Origin of the sequence: Candidatus Brocadia sinica JPN1, assembly GCF_000949635.1 — a bacterium.
In the GTDB taxonomy this organism is placed as follows: Bacteria; Planctomycetota; Brocadiia; order Brocadiales; family Brocadiaceae; genus Brocadia; species Brocadia sinica.
The window spans coordinates 274,049-295,547 of the sequence record NZ_BAFN01000001.1; the positions used below are offsets into that span (position 1 = coordinate 274,049).

General features: G+C 40.8%; 20 protein-coding genes and 1 pseudogene. 16 read left to right on the forward strand and 5 right to left on the reverse strand.

Annotated elements, in window-relative coordinates:
* Positions 1-2 precede the first annotated feature (2 nt).
* Entirely contained in the window at positions 3-1,829 is a 1,827-nt protein-coding gene (gene mnmG / locus BROSI_RS01235; RefSeq protein ID WP_052561614.1) for a tRNA uridine-5-carboxymethylaminomethyl(34) synthesis enzyme MnmG, read from the forward strand.
* 193 nt (positions 1,830-2,022) lie between these two features.
* On the opposite strand, the gene BROSI_RS01240 is transcribed toward mnmG, so the two are convergent.
* From BROSI_RS01240 to BROSI_RS01260, 5 genes are all read right to left on the reverse strand, one after another.
* The gene (locus tag BROSI_RS01240) at positions 2,023-4,677 is read right to left on the reverse strand and encodes a fructose-bisphosphatase class II (RefSeq protein ID WP_052561616.1); all 2,655 of its coding nucleotides are present in this window, start codon (positions 4,675-4,677) and stop codon (positions 2,023-2,025) included.
* Between the two features lie 133 nt (positions 4,678-4,810).
* Positions 4,811-5,455 carry a TIGR04282 family arsenosugar biosynthesis glycosyltransferase gene (locus BROSI_RS01245; protein WP_052561618.1) on the reverse strand — a complete coding sequence of 215 codons (645 nt, stop codon included), beginning with the start codon at positions 5,453-5,455 and terminating at the stop codon, positions 4,811-4,813.
* Between the two features lie 136 nt (positions 5,456-5,591).
* Entirely contained in the window at positions 5,592-6,809 is a 1,218-nt protein-coding gene (gene tyrS / locus BROSI_RS01250; protein WP_052561620.1) for a tyrosine--tRNA ligase, read from the reverse strand.
* Positions 6,810-6,914: 105 nt separating this feature from the next.
* Entirely contained in the window at positions 6,915-7,691 is a 777-nt protein-coding gene (locus tag BROSI_RS01255) for a CPBP family intramembrane glutamic endopeptidase (RefSeq protein ID WP_052561622.1), read from the reverse strand.
* Positions 7,684-8,082, reverse strand: coding sequence for a secondary thiamine-phosphate synthase enzyme YjbQ (locus BROSI_RS01260; RefSeq protein WP_052561624.1), 399 nt, complete (start codon positions 8,080-8,082; stop codon positions 7,684-7,686). Before BROSI_RS01260 ends, BROSI_RS01255 begins: the two co-directional genes overlap by 8 nt.
* 329 nt (positions 8,083-8,411) lie before the next feature.
* On the opposite strand from BROSI_RS01260, the gene cas6 reads away from it, so the two are divergent.
* From cas6 to BROSI_RS01325, 15 genes and pseudogenes are all read left to right on the forward strand, one after another.
* Complete coding sequence (cas6, locus tag BROSI_RS01265) at positions 8,412-9,497, forward strand: CRISPR system precrRNA processing endoribonuclease RAMP protein Cas6 (protein WP_157842304.1); 1,086 nt, start codon at positions 8,412-8,414, stop codon at positions 9,495-9,497.
* A gap of 373 nt (positions 9,498-9,870) precedes the next feature.
* Positions 9,871-10,374 (forward strand): nucleotidyl transferase AbiEii/AbiGii toxin family protein, encoded by a 504-nt coding sequence (locus BROSI_RS01270; RefSeq protein WP_052561628.1) that lies wholly within the window; start codon positions 9,871-9,873, stop codon positions 10,372-10,374.
* Positions 10,364-10,531 (forward strand): hypothetical protein, encoded by a 168-nt coding sequence (locus BROSI_RS20150; protein WP_162183209.1) that lies wholly within the window; start codon positions 10,364-10,366, stop codon positions 10,529-10,531. The genes BROSI_RS01270 and BROSI_RS20150 overlap by 11 nt, the downstream gene beginning before the upstream one ends.
* 226 nt (positions 10,532-10,757) lie before the next feature.
* Entirely contained in the window at positions 10,758-11,156 is a 399-nt protein-coding gene (locus tag BROSI_RS01275) for a HEPN domain-containing protein (protein ID WP_052561630.1), read from the forward strand.
* A complete protein-coding gene (locus BROSI_RS01280) occupies positions 11,129-11,461 on the forward strand; it encodes a nucleotidyltransferase domain-containing protein (protein WP_052561632.1) in 333 nt (110 codons plus the stop codon). Before BROSI_RS01275 ends, BROSI_RS01280 begins: the two co-directional genes overlap by 28 nt.
* A 36-nt stretch (positions 11,462-11,497) precedes the next feature.
* Positions 11,498-12,559 carry a type III-B CRISPR module RAMP protein Cmr1 gene (gene cmr1, locus BROSI_RS01285; RefSeq protein ID WP_052561634.1) on the forward strand — a complete coding sequence of 354 codons (1,062 nt, stop codon included), beginning with the start codon at positions 11,498-11,500 and terminating at the stop codon, positions 12,557-12,559.
* A complete protein-coding gene (locus tag BROSI_RS01290; protein ID WP_052561636.1) occupies positions 12,549-13,826 on the forward strand; it encodes an RAMP superfamily CRISPR-associated protein in 1,278 nt (425 codons plus the stop codon). Before cmr1 ends, BROSI_RS01290 begins: the two co-directional genes overlap by 11 nt.
* Positions 13,816-16,944 carry a CRISPR-associated protein Csx11 gene (locus BROSI_RS01295; protein ID WP_052561638.1) on the forward strand — a complete coding sequence of 1,043 codons (3,129 nt, stop codon included), beginning with the start codon at positions 13,816-13,818 and terminating at the stop codon, positions 16,942-16,944. The genes BROSI_RS01290 and BROSI_RS01295 overlap by 11 nt, the downstream gene beginning before the upstream one ends.
* A 14-nt stretch (positions 16,945-16,958) precedes the next feature.
* Positions 16,959-17,123 (forward strand): annotated as a pseudogene (locus tag BROSI_RS21185) (RAMP superfamily CRISPR-associated protein); the annotation flags it as partial.
* A gap of 569 nt (positions 17,124-17,692) precedes the next feature.
* Positions 17,693-18,094, forward strand: coding sequence for an RAMP superfamily CRISPR-associated protein (locus tag BROSI_RS21190; protein WP_157842305.1), 402 nt, complete (start codon positions 17,693-17,695; stop codon positions 18,092-18,094).
* Positions 18,081-18,491 (forward strand): hypothetical protein, encoded by a 411-nt coding sequence (locus BROSI_RS01305; protein WP_052561642.1) that lies wholly within the window; start codon positions 18,081-18,083, stop codon positions 18,489-18,491. Before BROSI_RS21190 ends, BROSI_RS01305 begins: the two co-directional genes overlap by 14 nt.
* Complete coding sequence (locus BROSI_RS01310; protein ID WP_157842306.1) at positions 18,488-19,390, forward strand: hypothetical protein; 903 nt, start codon at positions 18,488-18,490, stop codon at positions 19,388-19,390. Before BROSI_RS01305 ends, BROSI_RS01310 begins: the two co-directional genes overlap by 4 nt.
* 11 nt (positions 19,391-19,401) lie before the next feature.
* Positions 19,402-20,181, forward strand: a complete 780-nt coding sequence (locus tag BROSI_RS01315) for a hypothetical protein (protein ID WP_052561646.1) — start codon at positions 19,402-19,404, stop codon at positions 20,179-20,181.
* Positions 20,181-21,125, forward strand: a complete 945-nt coding sequence (locus BROSI_RS01320; protein WP_052561648.1) for a reverse transcriptase domain-containing protein — start codon at positions 20,181-20,183, stop codon at positions 21,123-21,125. Before BROSI_RS01315 ends, BROSI_RS01320 begins: the two co-directional genes overlap by 1 nt.
* Positions 21,125-21,487, forward strand: coding sequence for a GxxExxY protein (locus BROSI_RS01325; protein WP_052561650.1), 363 nt, complete (start codon positions 21,125-21,127; stop codon positions 21,485-21,487). Before BROSI_RS01320 ends, BROSI_RS01325 begins: the two co-directional genes overlap by 1 nt.
* The last annotated feature ends 12 nt before the right edge of the window (positions 21,488-21,499 follow it).

Genomic DNA, 21,499 nt, shown 5'->3' on the forward strand with positions numbered 1-21,499 from the left:
ATATGCATACAGAATTTGATGTAATCGTGGTCGGCGCCGGGCATGCAGGTTGCGAAGCGGCTCTTGCGTCTGCACGTATGGGTATGAGTACGGCATTGCTCACGATAAATCTGGACACGATTGCTCAAATGTCATGCAACCCTGCCATCGGCGGCCTCGCAAAAGGTCAATTGGTTCGGGAGATCGATGCCCTCGGTGGTGAAATGGCAAAGGTAACTGACGAAACGGGTATCCAATTCCGCATGCTCAATACCAAAAAGGGCCCCGCCGTCCATTCCCCCCGTGCCCAGGCCGATAAAAAAGCCTACCAGGTATCTATGAAAAAGAGGGTGGAAAGCCAAAACAATCTTTTTTTGAGGCAAGAGATTGTCGACGATCTCATCATCGATAATAACAAGGTCGCCGGGATTATCGGTCAAAGTGGCTTAAAATATAAAGCAAGGGCTATCATCCTTACGACGGGGACGTTCTTAAAAGGTCTCATCCATATCGGAGAGTTTATAACCTCTGGTGGCCGGATTGGAGAACTATCATCAGAAAAGTTGTCAGATTCCTTACGAAGAATCGGGTTTGAGGTTGGACGTCTCAAGACAGGTACTCCTCCGCGTCTTAACGGACGCACTATTAACTATAAGATACTCACACCACAGTATGGAGATGATTATCCCCAGCCTTTTTCATTTTCAACAGAGAAAATCGTTTGTACGCAAGTTCCATGTTATATTACGTATACGAACCCTGATACACACAAAATCATCACGGCTAACTTGTCCCGCGCGCCACTCTATACGGGACAGATTAAGTCTGTGGGACCCAGGTACTGCCCGTCTTTGGAAGACAAGATCGTACGTTTTTCAGGAAAAGATCAGCACCAGGTATTTCTGGAGCCTGAAGGATTAGATACCCTCGAGGTTTATTGCAATGGGATCTCAACCAGTATGCCCCATGACGTTCAGGAGGCAATCGTTCATTCTATTGCCGGCCTGGAATCCGCCGAAATAGTGCGATACGGTTATGCCATCGAGTATGATTTTGTGCCACCGACCCAACTCCGGCCATCCCTGGAAACAAAACTGACAGAAAATCTTTTTCATGCGGGTCAAATTAATGGGACCTCCGGCTATGAAGAAGCTGCTGCCCAGGGAATCATGGCGGGCATCAATGCGGCATTGAAGATACAGGGAAAAGAGCCTTTTATCCTGGACCGCTCTGAGGCATATATCGGTGTGCTGATCGATGATCTTGTTACAAAAGGGACACAAGAACCCTATCGGATGTTTACCTCCCGTGCGGAATACCGGCTTCTCTTACGGCATGACAATGCCGACAGGAGATTAATGAAATATGGTTACCGTTACGGACTCATTGCAGAACAGCAGTGGCATAAATTGCAGGAAAAAGAGAGATCTATTACCGAAATCTTGACCTATCTGGATAAAAAAATGGCGGGGCAGGACACCCTTACAAAAATATTGAGCCGTCCGGACACTACCTTTGATGACGTGCTTAATCTGGACACTGATCTGAGTCAAAGGCGCATATCAAAAGAAGTAAAGGAACAAGTAGAAATTGAGGTAAAGTATAAAGGGTACATAGAGCGTCAGCAAATCCAGATAGAGAAGTTCAAAAAGATGGAAGATTATAAAATCCCTCCATGGCTCGACTACCAGAATATTTCTGAACTCAGGAAAGAAGCCCGCCAAAAGCTCTTCCAGATACGCCCGGTTTCCCTGGCGCAGGCATCACGCATTTCTGGAGTCTCTCCTGCCGACATTTCCATTCTTATGATCTATCTTGCAGGGAAACTGAAAAAGCATCGTGAATCGTGACCCTATTTTGATTTAGTGTTTTTCACAGTAACGGACACGAATCGCAATTCTCACATCCTTCCTACATCAGGTCGTACTCAGGTGCCAGTTGTCAGTGTCCAGATTTCAACAAATCAACTATTAACTCCTCAAGGACGAAAAACCGTTGTTTTGTTGACGAAGGAATTTATTGATAAATTTCCATGATGGAAGGTCAAATATTCAGCGCCATAGCTGACAATTCTCTTTTTAAACATTCCACCCTTTCTTTAGCCTGTTCTATTCGGACCGAAACCAGCCCGCGGATGTAACCAAATAATTTTTCCGATTGCTGCTCATCGATAATACGTATATAGGCATCTATCGCTTTTTTGCAATACTCCCCCTTCTCATTCTCATAGAGCAAAGATAATTCTTCGTAAAGATTGCCAATACGATATTGAGCATTAACCGGTGTTAACCCCTGAAACTTCTCTATGATCTCACGGAATTTTTCGAGCGCTTTTTCATAATATATCTTTACACCCTCGTCATCACCGACGTCAAAAAGCGCCAAACCAACGTAATGATATGCTTCTGCCATTGCATACGAATGTTCTTGTGCCTCTTTCCTATATCCATCCTTAAGTTCCTCCAGCATATTTTTATACCTTTTTTCCATTACCTCAACAAGGCTGATACTCAGCGGGATATCGGCATCTTCCAGTTCGTTTTGACTTTCTACTGTTGTCTGTGGGAGCAGTAATTTCGACAGGCACTCCAGACCCAATCCTTTTACACGATAGAGTTCACAGACAGAATGAAATTTCTTATGTGCACTTTTATACCCGAGAATACAATCTATTTCGTCTTCAGTCACACCGAATTCTCTCTTCAGGCAGAAAGAAAGAACATCGTCGCTTGCAGTGTTCAACGTATTGTATAATCTTAATAATTTGATAAGAATGGCTAATTTGTAGGAAGGCCTTTTTCCATGTAATACAGTCCTCCTGAAAAAGATAAGCCATGGTTCTCTGCACGAAGACTTTAAATACCCCTCATTACTATAGAAAACTTCCAATGCAACTCCAAGTTTGTATTTTTCCAGATCTCTCGATTCTTTGTAATTGAGTTCCTTATATATTTCGTCAATCAGATGAAAATACTCTTCCAGCATATCCCTCATCTGAATAGAATTCACCTTGCGGTAGAGACTCAATTGGGGGCTGTATTGTAATGCCTCTCTATAACAAGCAAGAGCCGCCTCATAGTGTCGGTCATGATAATGCTTGTCACCGAGGTATTCGAAAAATCTTTTAATCATGAGCTTGGATTTCAACCAGATATCGTCTTTCCGCCCTAAATGACATACCTTTTTAAAATGTTCTATTAAAGTTCCTGGTGTTTGGACACGCTCGTTGACAAGGACATCCAATCCCTCAATATATTCGTACAAAGCATCACACTTCTGCAGGAAATCCTTATTGGCATTTTTCAGCGTCTTTGCTTTCCGTATACATCCTTTGGCCCTTTGGAACATGCCAAACTCTGCATACGCCTCCCCCGATTGAATGAGCAAATCTCCATCTGCTCTGGCATGAGATTCTGCCCGCTCTTTCTGTCGTCTTACGCATTCACTAATCGTTGTTGTATACATGACAGGGACAATTTCCAGATTATTACCAGCAATACGAACTACATGTACGGTTACTTCTCCCGTTTCAGGTTCTAATTCTACTCCGGGAACCTCTTTTCCATCCGGAAACCTTATCCATGGGGTTTTTTTGATGACACTGGCCGTAAAAACCATATCCATGCCCCTGGCCAAATCCCTTGAAGTCCAGACGGTATCCCAAGACCTCTCTCCTTCTTTTTCTGTACCGGGTCTTACAATTTTAAAATTCCGTAAAATATCTATTTCGTTCTTTTTGAAGAGGTTCCAATTACTTAATTTCCCCAATAACTTTTCATCCTGTGCTATATCAGCAGGTAATATTTTTAAGCTCATTTCGCCGCCTAATTTTTCAACAATAATTGCGCTTAATATCGCTTCGGGAACTCCACCTGCACCAGTGATCAGATCAACGTCGTTTCTGGTAACTGCAAGGGTAGGAGTAAGATCATCGTCCGTAACAAGAATTAATTTGGCGCCAAGCTCTCTGACTGTTTTAATGAGTTTTTCATGCCTTGGCCTGTCCAGAACAACAATTTTCATCTCCTTGATTTCATCATAAATTCTTTGTGGAGAGATATCCTTGCCGCTGGCTTTTAATGAACGTTCTGCCATAAGCCTGAGATTCTTTGTAATGCCATGGATCACACTAACACCAGCGCCTTTATACTTATTTCCAACAATCGTCTTGACCCCATACATATCGGGAGAATTAAATAACCCCCCCCTTTCACTGTATCCGACGGCAAAAATTGCCCCTCCCCCACACTTCTGATTAACGATACACCGGTCGTTTTCAAATGCGCTTGGCACAATATCTGCTTCGCCTGCATTTCCTGTTGGAGTGCCGAATTTTTCCCCTATATAGAGCATGGGCATATATTTCCGTTCGCCTTCTGCATTTACCACGTAGGCAGTCCACCAGTTGAAACTGTTATAAATATGCCTGAGCCGCCAGACAACCATATCCCGTACACGAAAGATATTAAAACCTTCGCTATTGGTACTGAAATACCGCAAAGACCGCGCAGCAACAACCCCAACAGGATGTCGTAATTCATTTCTGTTTGCCAATTGCAGACCTTCTCCCGAAACCTTCAAGTTGTATTCTTCTGGAATATATGCCTCGACGATACAGGGATCATCCATCTTTTTGGGATCGAAACTCGCATCTTTTACAAACGTAGTAGTATCTTTAATTCTTCTATATTCGCTCATTTTATGATCGCAGTTGATCGTTCTATTTCTCTTGAAAAGGGAAAAATACACAACCTCAGATTTTCACTCTATATCAGGAGATTACGGGGTGGTTTTTCTCTGAAAAACTTCATTTGTTGAAATACTTACAGAACTACAGAATCAAAATATGGGGCGCATGATGACTAAGGTCTTCCTGCGTGTCTATGTCCGCTAATGTCTTTAATATCATGTAAGACAAATGATTTCTCTGTATCTTTCTCATTGTCTGGTCAAACACACAATCCGTGCTCCAGTCTATGCCTGAAAACAAATCGGGAAATAATCCTGACATACCCAACAGGTAATAACCGCCATCCATGCACGGTCCGATAACGATGTCTTTTTTCTTCAATACTTCAAAGGCATCTTCAATCAATGCAGCGTCTATTCCAGGACAGTCTGTTCCTATGATTATGCTTCTTTCATAACTTTTTTTTTGTAACGCCTGCTGGAAGGCATCGGACATTCTTTCGCCTAATTCAGCGCCTTCTTGAGGTATATAATGGATACCAGTTTCAGTGTCGTTACCAATAAGTGGCTTTAGCCATGTCACGATTTCATTTTTTTTATCAATAGGAGTAAAAAAGATATGTACATCATATTTTCTTTCATTTTTCAAGAAGATATTCCTGATCACACTTTCAGCCAGTAATTGATAGATTCGGCATGCCTTTTCATTCCCAAGAGCCTTTGCCAGGCGGGTCTTTACTTTCCCTGGTTCGGGGTATTTGAGGAAGACGATTAATACGTTGTTCATTCGTAAGCGTTCAGCTTCTCAATAAACGATATGAATATCCGTTTTCCCCAAGAAATTTTCATTCTCAATCGCCATCAACAACTATCAACATCCCATCTTTGCCAGCCTCCAATTGCTAAAGGCTGATCGCTGAATGTTAATTTTTCATTACTATCCGTGCAAACCTGCGTTTTCCTACCTTAAGAATCATATCGGGTTTTATCTCAATATTCAAAGTGGGATCATGAATGGAGTCGTTATTTATGCTCACCCCGCCTTGCTGAACCAATCGTCGCGCCTCACTGTTGGTAGCCGAAAAGCCACAGAAAACGATAAGTTTGGCAATCCATATCTTGCCATCCGTCAGTTCGCTCCCGGATATTTCGACATCAGGAATTTTATCTGGGAGTTCGCGCTCTTTAAAGACACGATCAAACTCAGCAGCGGCTGCCTCTGCATCCTTCCTATCATGATAACGCCGAACAATTGCCTTGGCCAAAGCTACTTTTGCAGCGCGTGGATGGGTATGGACATCAAGGAGTTGGTTTATCTCATCTCTACTCAGATCTGTTGCAAGTTCAAAATACTTCTGCATCAGGTTATCCGGAATAGACATTGCCTTGCCAAACATTTCGCCGGGAGATTCGGTTACTCCGATATAATTTCCCAGACTCTTGCTCATTTTTTTATTCCCATCGATTCCTTCAAGGAGAGGAGTGGTCAAAGCAACCTGAGGTTCCACACCCGCGTCCCTTTGCAGGTCTCTTCCCACAAGCAGGCTGAATAACTGGTCTGTGCCTCCCAATTCTACGTCACTTTTTACCATAATGGAATCGTAGCCCTGCATGAGTGGGTAAATGAACTCATGCACGCTGATGGGAATGCCGGCATGGTAACGCCTGGTAAAATCGTCACGTTCCATCATTCTGGCAACGGTCATCTTTGCAGCGAGTTGGATGACCTCATGGAAGGTCATTTTCTTAAACCACTCACTGTTGTAAATCACCTCCGTCTTTTTCATATCAAGGATCCTACCTGCTTGCGAAAGATAGGTCCTGGCATTTTCCAACACCTTTTCGTAGCTAATCATGGGACGCGTTTTGTTGACCCCTGAAGGATCACCCACTGTCGCTGTATAATCCCCAATGATAAGAATGGCCGTATGCCCGAGCGACTGGAATGCGCTCAATTTGTGGATGGGTATGGCATTCCCGATATGGATGTCAGGGGCTGTGGGATCGAGTCCCAATTTTATACGAAGTGGTTTATTTTCTTTGTGTGATCTCTTCAGTTTCTTTATCAATTCTTCTTTTGTAACAATATCTACCGTTCCACGCAGTATGACCTCTAATTGTTCTTCGACATCTCTAAACATAGCACCTCCAGGAGTTCATGTACCATAATAATTCATCACGGATACACACGGTATACCACTGAATGAAGACCTGTGTCTCCATGGAGAATTGTTACCATTTTCCGGTTAGAATACTGGAACCTTTCCCTTTAAAAAGTATTTAAAATACAGTAAAAAAACCAAGGTTAATGAATTGTGTAAAACATGCACGATGATAGATGCAACGAGAGTTTGAGTCTTTTCATATAAATATCCCAGGAGCATTCCCAGAATAAATATCTGAAAAAAGGCAAAGATATCCATGTGCACACCTGCAAAAAGTGACGCGCTTAGTACAATGGCATATCGTCCGCCGAAGAAATTTTTCAACGCCGGCTGCAGAAATCCGCGAAACATAATCTCCTCGATAACGGGGGCAATAACAATCCCGAAAAATATCAAACTGACCAGGACGAAGAGTGACTTTTCTTCCAGCACCCATCGAACTACATCCTGCATTTCCGGATTTTGCCCGAAATAGCCGGAAATCAGGTTGATAATGAAACCCGCAAGCATGATGAGGGGCAACGTAATGAGATATCGTTTAATACCCTGTTTTATATTGACAAATAAATTTGCGGCAGACAGGCCCAGGGAGGTAATTGATTGACGATATTGGATGCAGACAATGTACAATACGCAGGCACAGATCAATACGTTAACAAAAAGGGAAATAAAAAGAATCAGGCTCCGCTGTGCGATGTTGTTCAGAACGTTAAAACCAAATAATGTGTTAATAAACCGCACAATGAGAGGCATCCCGACAAACATAAGGATCACGTAAGCCAGAAAAACCTTTATGGCATCTTTTAGATTCCAGCGACAATTGAGTGTGACTCTGTGTTTACTTTGGACGCTATTCACGTTTCATAATTTGCACAAAAACTTCTCTGCGCCGGGGCCCGTCAAATTCACAAAAATAGATGCCTTGCCATGTTCCAAGCGCCAATTTCCCGTCAGATATGGGCACCGATATTGATGAACCGACCAGAGTGGCTTTGATATGAGCAGCGGCATTCCCTTCCCCATGGGTATAGTGACCATTCCCTGGCACCAGCCTGTCAAGTTCATTTACTATGTCTTTCCGAACTGAGGGATCGGCGTTTTCATTAATCGTGACGGCTGCTGTAGTATGGGGTACATATACATAACATACCCCTTCTTTAATCTCTCGCTTTTCCAAGATTTCATTCACTTCCTGTGTGATATCAATAAACTCTGCATGGGAACGCGTTGTTACCTGAAGTTTGTCCATTGTAGCGGGTAAATCTAAGAGTATTAATGGTAATACATCATTCAAATAAAAATCAAAGTAGTATCGTAATGCTTGAGAAATATTTTGTCAAATCTATCAGGGCATTTCTATTGTTTTTTCCCTGTATTTATACTTCTGTAAATTTCTTTATTTTACCAGTAATAGTAAGGTATTCAAGGAAATTTGTTTCTTAATTGTTTCAGTTATATTTTCTCATTGATTTTCTCATTGGATATACAATATATTGGAGGCGAACAGATCTTTAAAACACTGGTTTCGCTGGAATTAATCTAATTTTTGTTAGGTTTTCTATGCTCAAAATATTCAGGATGGCGAAGTTCAGATTCACCATCTGCGCCAAAGATCACATACGCTTTCCTGCCTATAAAGGCTCTGCCTTTCGCGGTGGTTTCGGATATGCCTTTAAACGGGTCGTCTGTGTGATAAAAGGCAAGGCATGTGATGAGTGCCTTCTGAAACAGAAATGCATTTATTCGTACATCTTTGAGACGCCGCCTCCGGAAGACACCGAAATGCTCCGGCTTTACCCCAAGGTGCCACACCCCTTTGTTATTGAGCCACCTAATACGGAAAAACAGTCCTTTGAACCCGGCGAAGAATTTGCCTTTCATGTAATCCTTATCGGCCAGGCCATAGATTACCTGCCCTATTTTATTTATACCTTTACTGAATTGGGAAAACAGGGGATCGGGCAGGGTCGGGGAAAATACGATCTGATACAGGTGGAGGGTATCGGTTTAGGAAACGAGGCAGTCCCGATTTACCAGAATACCACCCAAACCCTCACAAACCACTATCCCATAATACACGCCCATCAAATGGGCATAAATTCACAAGATACACATAACGAAGTAATATCTCAGTCGAATCCCCCTTATCAAGGGGGACACCAATTCAATTCCCCCTATCGCTCGACTGAGCGCTCACGACGAAGTCAAGAGGAGACAAAGGGAGGTGTAAACGCACCACAACAGGATTGCTCTCAGGAAAATAACCATAATAACACAATAACCATCTCGCTATTAACCCCCCTACGCCTGCGTTTTGATGGTCATATAACCGACAAGATCGAATTCCACGTCCTCATCAGGAACCTCCTGCGCCGTATCTCTTCTCTATCCTATTTTCATTGTGGAGAAAAGGTGGAGATAGATTTTAAAGGTCTTATTGAAAAAGCAAGGGCAGTCAGGCAGGGTGCATCGGATATTCATTGGTTTGACTGGAAACGCTATTCTACACGGCAGGAAGAATGGATGTCGCTGGGTGGTGTCACGGGCACCGTTTCATACGAAGGTGATTTATCAGAATTCATGCTATTTCTAAGACTGGGTGAATATGTGCATGTGGGGAAAGGGACGTCATTTGGGTTGGGGAGGTATAGTATTACCGTATAAAATCTTTCTTTTTTTGCAAGTTTTTTTAACAACCCCCTTCACCCCCTTTACTAAGGCGGATTTGGGTGTGGCGCAGCTGCGCTAGGAGATATTGGAAATTGTGTAAAAGATATTTACCACAGAGACACAGAGGGCACGGAGGAAAAAATATAAGAGAAAAACAAAAGAGTGCGGGTGGTACGGACAAACCATATCCCCGTATGCACTTGTCCTCGAATGTATTGATCGAGGGTTGGATGGGGATTGTTTGTCCGTGTTCGTTTTTCATAACTGTGTAGCGTGGCAGATTCCCCTTTAGAAAGAGGGGTAAGGAATGTGTCTTACGTATATTGTAACCAGGATTTCTGGTATTTGTTTTTGAAGGGATGTTACATTGATCAAGTTTGAAAGCCTATTTTCTGCATTAAATAAAGCAAAGGTTCACTATTTAGTTGTTGGTGGAATTGCAGTTAACCTCTATGGTATCGAAAGGGCCACAGCAGATATTGACCTTGTTGTGGATTTGGAAGAAAATAACCTTAACAGATTTATTACAGTGATGAAAGAACTCAATTTCAAGCCGAAAATTCCCGTAAGACTTGCAGACTTTATGAAAAAAGAAATAAGAGAGGGCTGGATTAAAGAGAAGGGGATGCTGGTGTTTAGTCTTTTTGACCCTAAGAATCCCTTTTTTATTCTTGATATTTTTGTAGCAATACCCTTCAATTTCGATGTCGTCTACGAAGAGAGGGAGGAAATCCACGCCGGAAAAACAATTATTCCGGTAGTGCCGATACACTATCTCATCGAAATGAAAGAAAAGACTGGCAGACCTCAGGATATTGCGGATGTATTTTACCTGAGGAAAATACAGGAGGAATGGAATAATGAAAACTGATCAGCCGTTGCTTTACTATAAAACAAAAGAGCAAATAGAGGAATATCGAAAAAAGCTTGTCCTTGAAAAACTCATGTGGCTGGAGGCGCAGATGGAATTCTTTTACAACGCCATGCCGGAGAAGGCAAAGAGGATAAAAGAAAGGTTTTTTTCGTAAAATGTAGCCGTTGGCATGTCCGATTTTCTCCTTGTAGAGACGCATAGCAATGCGTCTCTACCATTGAACGATGGTTGTGTTTCATGAACACGGAGTACGGTCACGAACAATGAACAAATTACCGGAAGAAGAAATGAATGGGTGGCACGGACAAACAAGTTTGTCCGTGTTATATCTGACTTGTGTGTGAAATGCAGCAACTAACACTGACCGTATGGAGAAAGAAATGGACGAAGACCGAAAAAAAGGAGTTCAATACTGGCTTGAATCTTCAGAAGATGACTGGAAGGTTGCAAACCACCTTTTTGAAAAAGGGGATTATTCATATTCGTTATTCTTTGGACATTTGACTATAGAAAAGGTTTTGAAAGCTATCTATGCGAGTAAACTTAAAGAAACCCCTCCCTATACTCATATGCTTGTTTATCTGGCAGAGAAGGTATCACTCAGGATGACAGGAGAACAATTAGAACTTCTTGAAACAGTTACCGATTTTAACATAGAAGCAAGATACCCCGATGAAAAGTTCTCCTTTAAGAAAAAATGCACAAGGAATTTTACCGAAGGGTATCTAATCAAGATCAAGGAGATGAAGGAATGGCTATTGCGACAGATTCAGTCATAGAAATAGCAAAAAGGTATATTGAGGTACTTGAGAAAAACGGGATCAAGATACGGGAGGCAATCCTCTTCGGCTCTTTTGTAAAGGGAACGGCGAAAGAATGGAGCGATATTGACGTTGCGCTGGTTTCGCCTGATTTTACAGGAGACAGATTTGAAGATCGGAGGAGGATTGTACCGCTGAGAAGAAAAATAGATAGCAGGATAGAGCCGATTCCTTTTAGACCAGAAGATTTTTATGATGGAGGGATGCTGGCGGAGGAAATAAAGAGGACAGGATTAAGAATACCAATAAAAGGTTTAAAGTAACAACAAACATCCATTAGTATTCATGGAGGAGGATGCATGGAATTTAAATTAAAGGCATTGACACCAATGTGGACGGGTGGGGTGGAAAGAAATGACAACAGTATTTTGCATTTAACAGGTATCAAGGGTTCAATAAGGTGGTGGTATGAAGTGTTGATACGGGGGCTTGCTGGTTATGCATGCGATCCATCCGAAGATAACAAGAGATGCACTCTCGAACTTAAAAAATTGAAAGAATTAAAGAAAGAAGGAAAAACAGAAGAAGAGGCTTTGAATTCATTAATTTGCCCAGCCTGTCAAATGTTTGGATGCACAAACTGGGGCAGCAAGTTTATTCTGCGGATAGACGATAATTCCGGGTCTGTTATTACAAGCATGGTTAAGCGGGTTGATCCTTGTACGCTTAAATTCATAGAAAAGAAAGTCTTTACACCTTACGAGAAGAAGCTACTCCATGCGACAATTAAACTTATCGTGGAATATGGTGCTATTGGTGGAAAAACCGGATTGAAACCTTCCGAAGTTCCTTACAAAAATTGTGAAAGTTATCGAAAACACAATCATGTTGATTACGGGTTATTGGATTATCAAAACGAACCGATTGCATCAAGTAAACCAAATAAATTTATTTTTAAGTTAAAAATAAATGAAACCGATTGGCCAAATTTAAGCAATTTCTGGTTTGTGAAAGGTGCGTATGTAAGTCGGATAGAACATAATAATTTGGCAAACAGAAATACTAAATTCTATGATAACAACGCTTCAGAATTTCAGGTTTTTCTGGGTGGTTATATCAAAGACAAAAAAGATAATAATGGGAAAGCGACAAGAAACATCCCCGATAGTTTACAAACAGTGGTCGAAAAGCGAAACCTCCGGAGTGATGGCGAAAGCAAAAAGATTTTCTCTTTTCATGGGCTCACTCATTGCGATAAGACTCCGAACTGCGTAAAACAGGATTTCCCACCTCGATGTTTTGGATATGGGAGAAATGCAAAAGAGCGGGATAATAGTAAGAATGCAATAGAAAGAATTTTAAACGGAAAGAGTATCAGATATGAGACGAAAACAGGACAGGAGGTGTTGGATGAGCTTTGATTGGTATATAAAGAGTAATGAGCAGATTAGATTATTGATAAACATTGCAAGTCTAAACAAACAAATTGCAACAAAGATGCATGAAATAAAAGACGCAGCGCAGGATAAGAAAACTCAGTTAAACAAAGAGAAGAAAGATCTTGAAAAAAACGCGGAAAACAAATGGAATGAAGCTTATAAACTAACTCCCTATTTTAGCGCCTACTGGAAATCCTTATCTTCTTATTATTTAGCAGAAGACCAACCATTAGCCGATCTTGTAAGAGACAGATACACTAACTTGCAAAGTGGTGAAGGGAGAGTAAGGATAAAACAGGATATTGAAAGCCAAAGGCTTCTTGATATATTCAATTTTTTTAAGATACCAACGGTAGATATTTCCTTGCTTCTCCCGTTCTCCTTCTTCCTCCAATTCACCTTCACTCTTGTAAAACCCTATCTTTCCAAAGACGAAGAAGGGTTTTATATCTGCGAAAACCCTGTTAAAAAAGACAAAGTCTTCAAGGTTCCAACAGTACCCGGAAGTACCTGGAAGGGGAATATGCGATGGACAGCAGGCAGGTTATTAGAGATGGATGGAAATGTAAACATGAGATTTAAGAAAAGAATACATATATCAAATTTGTTTGGCAATGAGAACGAAGCAGAAAAGCGATACTTTGATGCGCTTATGCCAGAAAAAAAAGAGGCCTTTGAGCAAGTGACGAGAACCTTGTTTAACAAAGAAGGACTCAGAAAGGGACGTCTTAATTTTTATCCTACCTTTTTTGACCAGATAAGTCTTGAGGTTATTAATCCTCATGACCGAAAGACAAAGGCGGGCACAGTGCCCATATATATCGAAAGTGTGCCAGCAGGAGCATCTGGCACTTTTAGTCTGCTTTACGTACCTTTTGACTTAATGGGCAAGCGCTCAGAAGAAGTTAAGCAACAAGTGTCTGAAGATATAAACTTAGTCTATAATTCTTTAAAAGAAATGATGCTTACTTATGGTTTTTCTGCCAAAAAAAGCTGCGGTTTTGGGGTAACCGAGAAGGACATTAATGGTATATTTGAAATGTCAGGAAACAAAGATAAGAAACCAACAAATCCGGAACCAGGACAACCAACACAGACCAAGAAGAAAAAAACGTATTCTAGTTTTAGTGAGCTTCCTGGTTATATACAACCAACCAAACAAGCCAATAGTTTAACATTTTCTTCCTTTGAAAAATTGAAAGATATTATAAATCAGGTGAAAGCAGAGGTGATGAAAAATGCTGGGTAAGCTCAGGACGTATCGCAATCAAATCCTTTTCATTGAACTTGCAGGCTTATTGCACGATATTGGAAAACTCAGTAAGGTATTTCTTGAATACCGGCAGACATGGCAAGATGATCCTCATGGTTATGACAATGACCCTCATGACCACTCATACCTTGAAAGGTATGAGGTATTCAAAGATTTGATACCTTCCGAATTTAAAAAAAAGCCTGATGAAATTCCATCGTTAGGCAAAGGCGGATGTATGTGTTGGGAACCGGACTTTACCATAGAAAAAGCCGTTCATTTTCATACGAAACCCGGTGATATGGCAATTAATAAAATGCTCAACGCTGCTGATGGAATTGATGCTGCTATTGACCGCAATAATCCTCTTTTTAGCGCAGAACAAAAGGACACCGTATTCAGGTCAAATGTCTTTGGCTATGAAAAGGAACGGATAGTTACTTTCGAAAGCCAGGAGGATGCCAGACAAAAATTGTACAGTTTATTACATTCTAAACTTTCTACGTATTTCAAAGATTTTGATGATGAAGGCAGGTTGGGTATTATCAAAGACATAAAGGATGCCTTTCAAAAAGGGATTGCTGATACCACGAGACCTTCAAACGATACGACACTCTGGGAACACTCTTATGCCGTAGCTTCTATTTTGAAGGTATTGGCTGTTCACAACCTCCTTAATGACGATGAAAAAAGCAAAATAGACAATTTTAAAAAGGTAAAATTCGGGATTCTCGGCATAGGATGGGATGGAATGCGCTTTATATCTTATGGTCAGAAGATTGGAGATATTGTAGGTAGGAAAGAAGTTATTGAAAATATCAAGCATGAAATAAAAAAGATTGTTGAAGATAAGTATCCAATTGGTAACGAGATTTATGCGGATGATAACGGGATATATTTCATCGTGCCGGTTAACCTTAAAAACAATCTCAATAGTATTTGGAACGAGATTGAGAAAGATATATACAAAGCTACTGCTGAGAATTCAGAGGGTGAGATCCAACCATACCTGGTATATATTGACCGTTTAAAAGGAAAAGAAAAGACCGAAACTGAATTATCAGAAAACAAGTCTGTATATATGAATACCTTAACACAGTTATGCAGGGTTATAAAGGAGATGATTGAGAAGATATCCCATCGTTATGATAGCAATGCTGAAGGATTTAAGGAAAGTAAGGATTTTTTGAAATATGCGAACGGCAAAACCATCTGCCCCATTTGCCGTCAAAGGCCAGTTGATGATGAGGCAAAGAAAGGTGCGGCAAAGAAAACTAAAGTAAAGAAAAAGTTGTGTAAAATCTGTATCAAGAGAAGAAATAACAAAGGAAGGAAGATAGCTGGAGAGACCATTTTTATTGACGAAATTGTTGATGAAAACAGACGGGCCGCCCTGATAGTGGCGAGATTTGTCCTGGATGATTGGCTCAGCGGTAACATGGTCAGGAGCCTGTTTATAACTGAGGCCAATGGCTTATGTAAGGAAGTCAGTAATCTTGGAAACGTGAAGCAATTTGAGAATGATGAAAATAAAATTAAAAAATTCCTTGAAGAGAAGAAACTATTAAAATTCAACTATGAGAGGATCAGGGCTGATATTGACTCCTTATTTGAAGAAAAAGACAAGGAAAGGGCAGAACACACCGTATTTTTGTATGATCAAAGGGCAAAAAAAGGCTCTCTTTTTAGAAATATACACGAGACAAAGGAAAACTGGAGAAGCCTCCTTGAACAGGCAAAAAATGAAAATGATGCTATTGATATTTATAACCTGCTCAATGCCAAGACTCCAACACCTTCAACAATTTTTGATGTCTGGGAAACTACGTTAGAGTTTGTCCAGGATATACCGAAAGATATCTTACGATCTCTGCTGCCCGAAAATAAAAGACTCGAACTCACTGTTGAACTAAAAGAAGGGGAAAATATTGATAGCTGGGACAAAGGAACAGTTGAAGCAGAGGTAGTATCAACAAAAGAAATTATCGAAATTTTGTATAAAGGACAAGATACTTTCGAGGTTGTTGGAGAAATGTATTTACATGAATTCTCAGAAAATAAATGGTCCAATAAGCAGAAACCAATTTGCATTAAGATTATTGATAAAGAAAGTGATTCCTTTGGGAATCTATACGAAATAAAATATTGTAATGCAGGAGATACAACCGTTCCGTATCGTACGATAACTGAGTCTCCCAACCTCTTCATGGCTATTGTCCCTGCGAAAAGAGCTATTGAGATCTCAGACCTGATTTACCAAAAATACAGAGAACACTTCGGAAAGGTAATGGGAAGACTTCCCTTTAGTATAGGAAATATTTTCTTTGGAAGCAAAATGCCTATGTTTGTTGTACTTGATGCAGGGAAACGGATGATTGCTAATTTCGATAATCTTGCGGATGACAAAAATAAGAAGGCATTTTATGTTAACCAAACACCAGAATATACTGAATCTAATATTAGTTTTGATTTGACATCCTCTCTTGGAAAATTTTGTAAAACTTTAACATGGCAATTGCCTTATAAACTTGGCAATTGTGATAAAGACTACCATCATCCGTATTTTATCGTTGGTTCCGGCGGCAAAGACTTGTCCACAGAACGCTTTACGTTCTTTAAAACCATTGCGGGAGATGTTATTCACTTCACAGAAATAAAAGAAGGGGACAAACTCTGTGTGCATCCCAATTATTATGATTTTGAGTTTCTCGACTCAAACACGCGAAGACATGATATTCATCTAAAAGATGGCAGACGAAAATCAAACGTCGCAGCTTTCAAGTCGAAACCGTTCCTTCTTGATGAATTGAATCAGAAGATAATGCGCTTATGGAAAGAATTTATGCAGGGCAAACAGCTTAAGGGGATTACGGACACAAAGCTCAGAAACCTGCAATCCCTCTGGTTAACAAAATATCAGGAATGGAATGTGGATATCGGAAATAAACGGTATGAACAATGGGTAAACCTTGTTACATCATCCATTCAAAAGGAATTTAATGAACTTGATAATGAACAGTACAACTTACTTCGGGAAACCATTGGTAATGGCTTATTCTTCGATATGCTTGAGCTTTATCTCGGCATATTAAAAGAAAGAATCCAAACGAAATAAAGGAGGAATTTAAAATGGCTGACCCTTTTGTAAAAAAGACATACTATGCAATAACCCTCGACCCTGTACACATAGGTACCGGCGGCTATAGACTGGGAAGGGTGGATAATACGATAACCAGAGAGCCGGGGACAAATATCCCTAAAATACCTGGCTCAAGCATTTCAGGGGCAACAAGGGCATACACGGCAATGGCAATACAGAGCGCGAATCAAACAGAAATAAACAAAGATTATGAGATCGATTACAAGAAGTATCTCAAGTGGAAATATCAAAGACTACGGTACAAAATGTCAATAAAAGGAAACGGCAATGCCATAATAGAAGTTGATGCTGATAAGAAACCTTTATATGAAGGTGATAATCCTAACGAACCAAAATATTATAGTTGTGCAGGCAAAGGAGCAGATGATGGAGAAGGACACTGCGGTGCACCTGATTGTGAGGTTTGTGTCCCTTTTGGCTTTTCAAAGGGCAAAAGTGGTTCAAGCTTTCAGGGGCTCGCACAGTTTTATGATGCCCGAATTCTGTTCTTTCCTGTACACTCCATGATTGGCCCTGTGTGGGTAACATGCCCATCGGTTTTATCCGAATTTGGAGTTACGTCCAGCGTGAAAGATCGGAAGTTTAGTGCAATAAACGGAGAACGCAATCAGAAGCTCAATTTCGGATGGATTATGCTGGAGCATGATGCATCAACCAAGATTGATTTCTCTGCATTTCCTGATAATAAAAAGTTCTGTGACGTATGCAATGTCATAATGAACAGGGATATCTCGTATCAGATAAACTGTTTTCCCGCATTGTCAATGACAACCTTGAAGTCCGCACGTCGGTGGCTATTGATCCCGCCACAGGCGCTGCGGAGGAAGGCGCATTATATACCTATGAGGCAATACCACGGGCAACGGTTATGTGGTTTGATGTGGTTTACAACAGGCCAGAATATTTTCGAGTCAGGCAAAATGGAATTGACCAGATTATTCAGCATGGTAAAAACACAGAGGGAGAAGGTTGGAAATGGATTCAGGAAAATGTAGAAAAAGGGCTTCCCCTTATGGAACACATGGGAGTTGGTGCTATGAACACACGAGGAATGGGACGGTTTAGGATACTTAATATCGGAGGAACAGTTCATGGAAATACTTGATATGAAATGCGCTGAGTATGGAAATAAGATCGTGGAAGAAATTGGCAACGCCAGCGAAAAAAACAAAATAGAATCCATGATTACAAAGGCTTTAGGGGTTCTACAAGAGGATGGAGTCTATGCCTTCGCTCTTTATACGAAATCTAAAAGTGGAGATGGAGGGGTTGAAAAAATAACAGCCAGGGTTGTTCATGATAAAGCTTGCAAACTGCTAAAAGACGACAAAATCGAGTTATTGCCTGGAAGCTGCAATAGCTTTCTCGATGATCTTCGTTCCCATTTAGCCAATGATGTTGATAAACTCTTTTTGGCCAAAGAACTCCTTGAGCGAACCCTTGTCTACGCCCGTTACCATGCAAAGGCATTGAACAGCGTTTCACACAGCGGAGGTGTATGATGGGATGGAAGGCATACAGGCTTGTCTATAAGGCAAAAAGCCCTATTCATATTGGCTGGCATACCCTCGGCTATATTAAGCTTACTCGATATTATATTACGGGTAGAAATATATGGGGAGCTTTGACCGCAAATATCGTGCGAACCATTTATGGACATGATGACTATCACGGTGTGGGAGAATTGTTAAAAAAAGATATACTTGTCAGTTATTTTTATCCCGCAATTGACTATCAAAAGCCCTTTCTTCCAAATTTCCAAAAAGATGGGCTGTACTACGGCAATTATCCTGTGTCAGATTTTGAGCGGCTCTTTATTCAATCTTATGGGCAGACAGCCGTTCTCCCGGAAAGCAACACCGCTGAAGACCAATCGCTTCATGAGTCTGATTTTATTTCACATTATATTGAAGAGGAATACACCGAAAGGCGCCAAAATGTATATTTTGTTGGATATGTTTTTATTCACAATAACGCGCACTACAAGGGACAAGTGTTAACGCTGGAAACTATAGAAAGATCTCTTATGGAAATATTTATTGGTGGGGATAGAAAATACGGATGGGGAAGGTTGATGTTAGAGACAGGGAAAACAGATGAGGTTAAAAACAACACCATCTTTGGCAATCAACTGGATACACAGAATGACTGCTTACAAATTACCGTATCAGTAAATAACTGTATTCCGGCACACTTGGAACTAAAAACCGAGGATACTATAAAAGTAAAAGGCGATATTGAACCCCTCCTTGGCTTGGAATGGTGCACAACTACAAATGATGAGGGGGAAACCGGAACGGGGAAAAAAATAAGTAAAGCGAAGATTTGTTGGGTGCCTGGTTCTATAATGCAAGAAATAAGACCATTGAAAATCGGCGAATTTGGTATATTAACCTCATGAGGGGGTGTTAGATGGCCAAAAATTTCCAGAGTATCAAAAGTCTTCCCAAAGACATTATCATCAATCTTGTCACGTCAATTCTTGGTTCCCTCCTTATATCATCAATTCCCTGGTTTTTGGCGGGTAAAGTAAGGTTAAGCATTTTACTTTTTGGATTGTTAATGATTGCAATACCCTATCTGCTATTTACCAAGTATAAGAGACTATTCAAACTTATAAAGGCAGGAATGGATGGCTATTATTATTCTTTCGATCTCTCTGAAAATAGGAAGATATTTCATGAAACGCAAAGTTCTTTCTGCTATCTGGGGATAAGTTCAAACTCTATTCTTGAAGACTTTAGAAAATGGACAGACGAAAGCACTTCGATAAACAAATATTTGTTTTTACTTATGGACCCAGAATCACCAGCATTAAAGAAGCAAATTGCATATGAAAAAGGTATTAGCCTCGATACCAATATATCTTCACTAAACACCCAATTATTCCAGATTATAGAACATGAGGTTGAGGTGGAAAAAAAACGTATCTACAGTGCGATAGAAGTGCTCAAAAACTTGCTTCCTTTTAGGAACGGAAAACTCAGTATCCGTCTCCATAAAGAATTTATTCCATGGTGGATGTACCTTCTCGATGATAAAAAAATTTATCTCGGCATCCTGGAAAAAGGGAAAAGGGGACAGGATTCCCCGGCGATGGTTATTTCAAAAAATCCTGATTACCCTTCGCCTTTTGATCCGTTCAAAAATACCTGGGATAGAATGTGGGCAGATGCGGGAAAAGATATTTAATGTGGGATTTTGATTCTCTTTACGAAAGTTTTCATCGTGTCAAGGAAAACCACGGCTGTGCCGGTGTCGACGGGGTTACCATTGAACACTACGAAGGCATTCTGGATTTAAACCTCAGAATCATGCAAAGGGAACTGGTCGGGCAAACATACTCACCCCTCCCGCTGCTGAAAATTCTCGTCGACAAGGGGAATGGCGAGGCAAGGACTCTCTGCATTCCGGCCGTACGGGACAGGATTGTTCAAACTGCTGTATTACACCGGGTAGCGCCGGCGCTTGAGAAAGAATTCGAAGAATGCAGTTTTGCCTATCGCAAAGGCCGTTCGGTAAAACAAGCGGTTTTTCAGGTAAAAGAATATTACGAACAAGGCTATCAATGGGTGGTGGATGCCGATATCGATGCCTTTTTTGACAGCGTAGATCACACCCTGCTTATGACAAAAGTGAAACAATATGTCTCTATTCCCTATATTCAAAAACTCATAGAACTCTGGTTGAAGGCTGAAATATGGGACGGTGAGTCCCTGTCGACATTACAAAAAGGCATTCCCCAGGGTTCACCCATTTCACCCGTCCTAGCCAATTTGTTTCTCGATGAGCTTGATGAAGAGTTGCTCAGGAAAGGATATAAGTACGTCCGATATGCAGATGATTTTGTTATTCTGTGCAAAAGGCCTGAAGATGCAAGGCATGCGCTTCACGTGTCGAAAGAGGCCCTGGAAAAGCTCCTTTTGAAGCTGGACGAAGAACAGATCCTCAGCTTTGAAGACGGATTCAAATTTCTCGGCGTTACCTTCGTGCGAAGCATGATTATGGTGCCTTTCGACCGCCCAAAAAAGGAGAAAAAAGTCCTGTTTTATCCAAAACCATTAAATCTTGAAGAATATCTTTATAGAAAAACCGGGTTTGCCACAGAGGACACAGAGACCACAGAGAATAAATAATGGATTCTTTAACGGAACAGATTATAGCGGCGGCAATAGAGGTTCACCGCACTTTGGGGCCGGGGCTGCTGGAATCTATTTATGAAGAAGCCCTCTGCCACGAATTATCATTGAGACGTATTCCCTTTGAACGGCAGAAGGAATCGGATGTGATTTACAAGGATAAGATAATAAAGGGACAGAGACTTGATCTGCTTGTGTTTGGAGAGGTGGTGGTTGAGATTAAATCCGTACGTAAGATAGAAGATGTATTTACTGCTCAAGTACTCTCCTATCTGAAAAGTACAAAGTTGAAACGGGCATTGTTAATAAATTTTGGTGAGTCAAGACTCGTTGATGGAATCAAACGAATTTCGTTATAACTTTAATTTTAG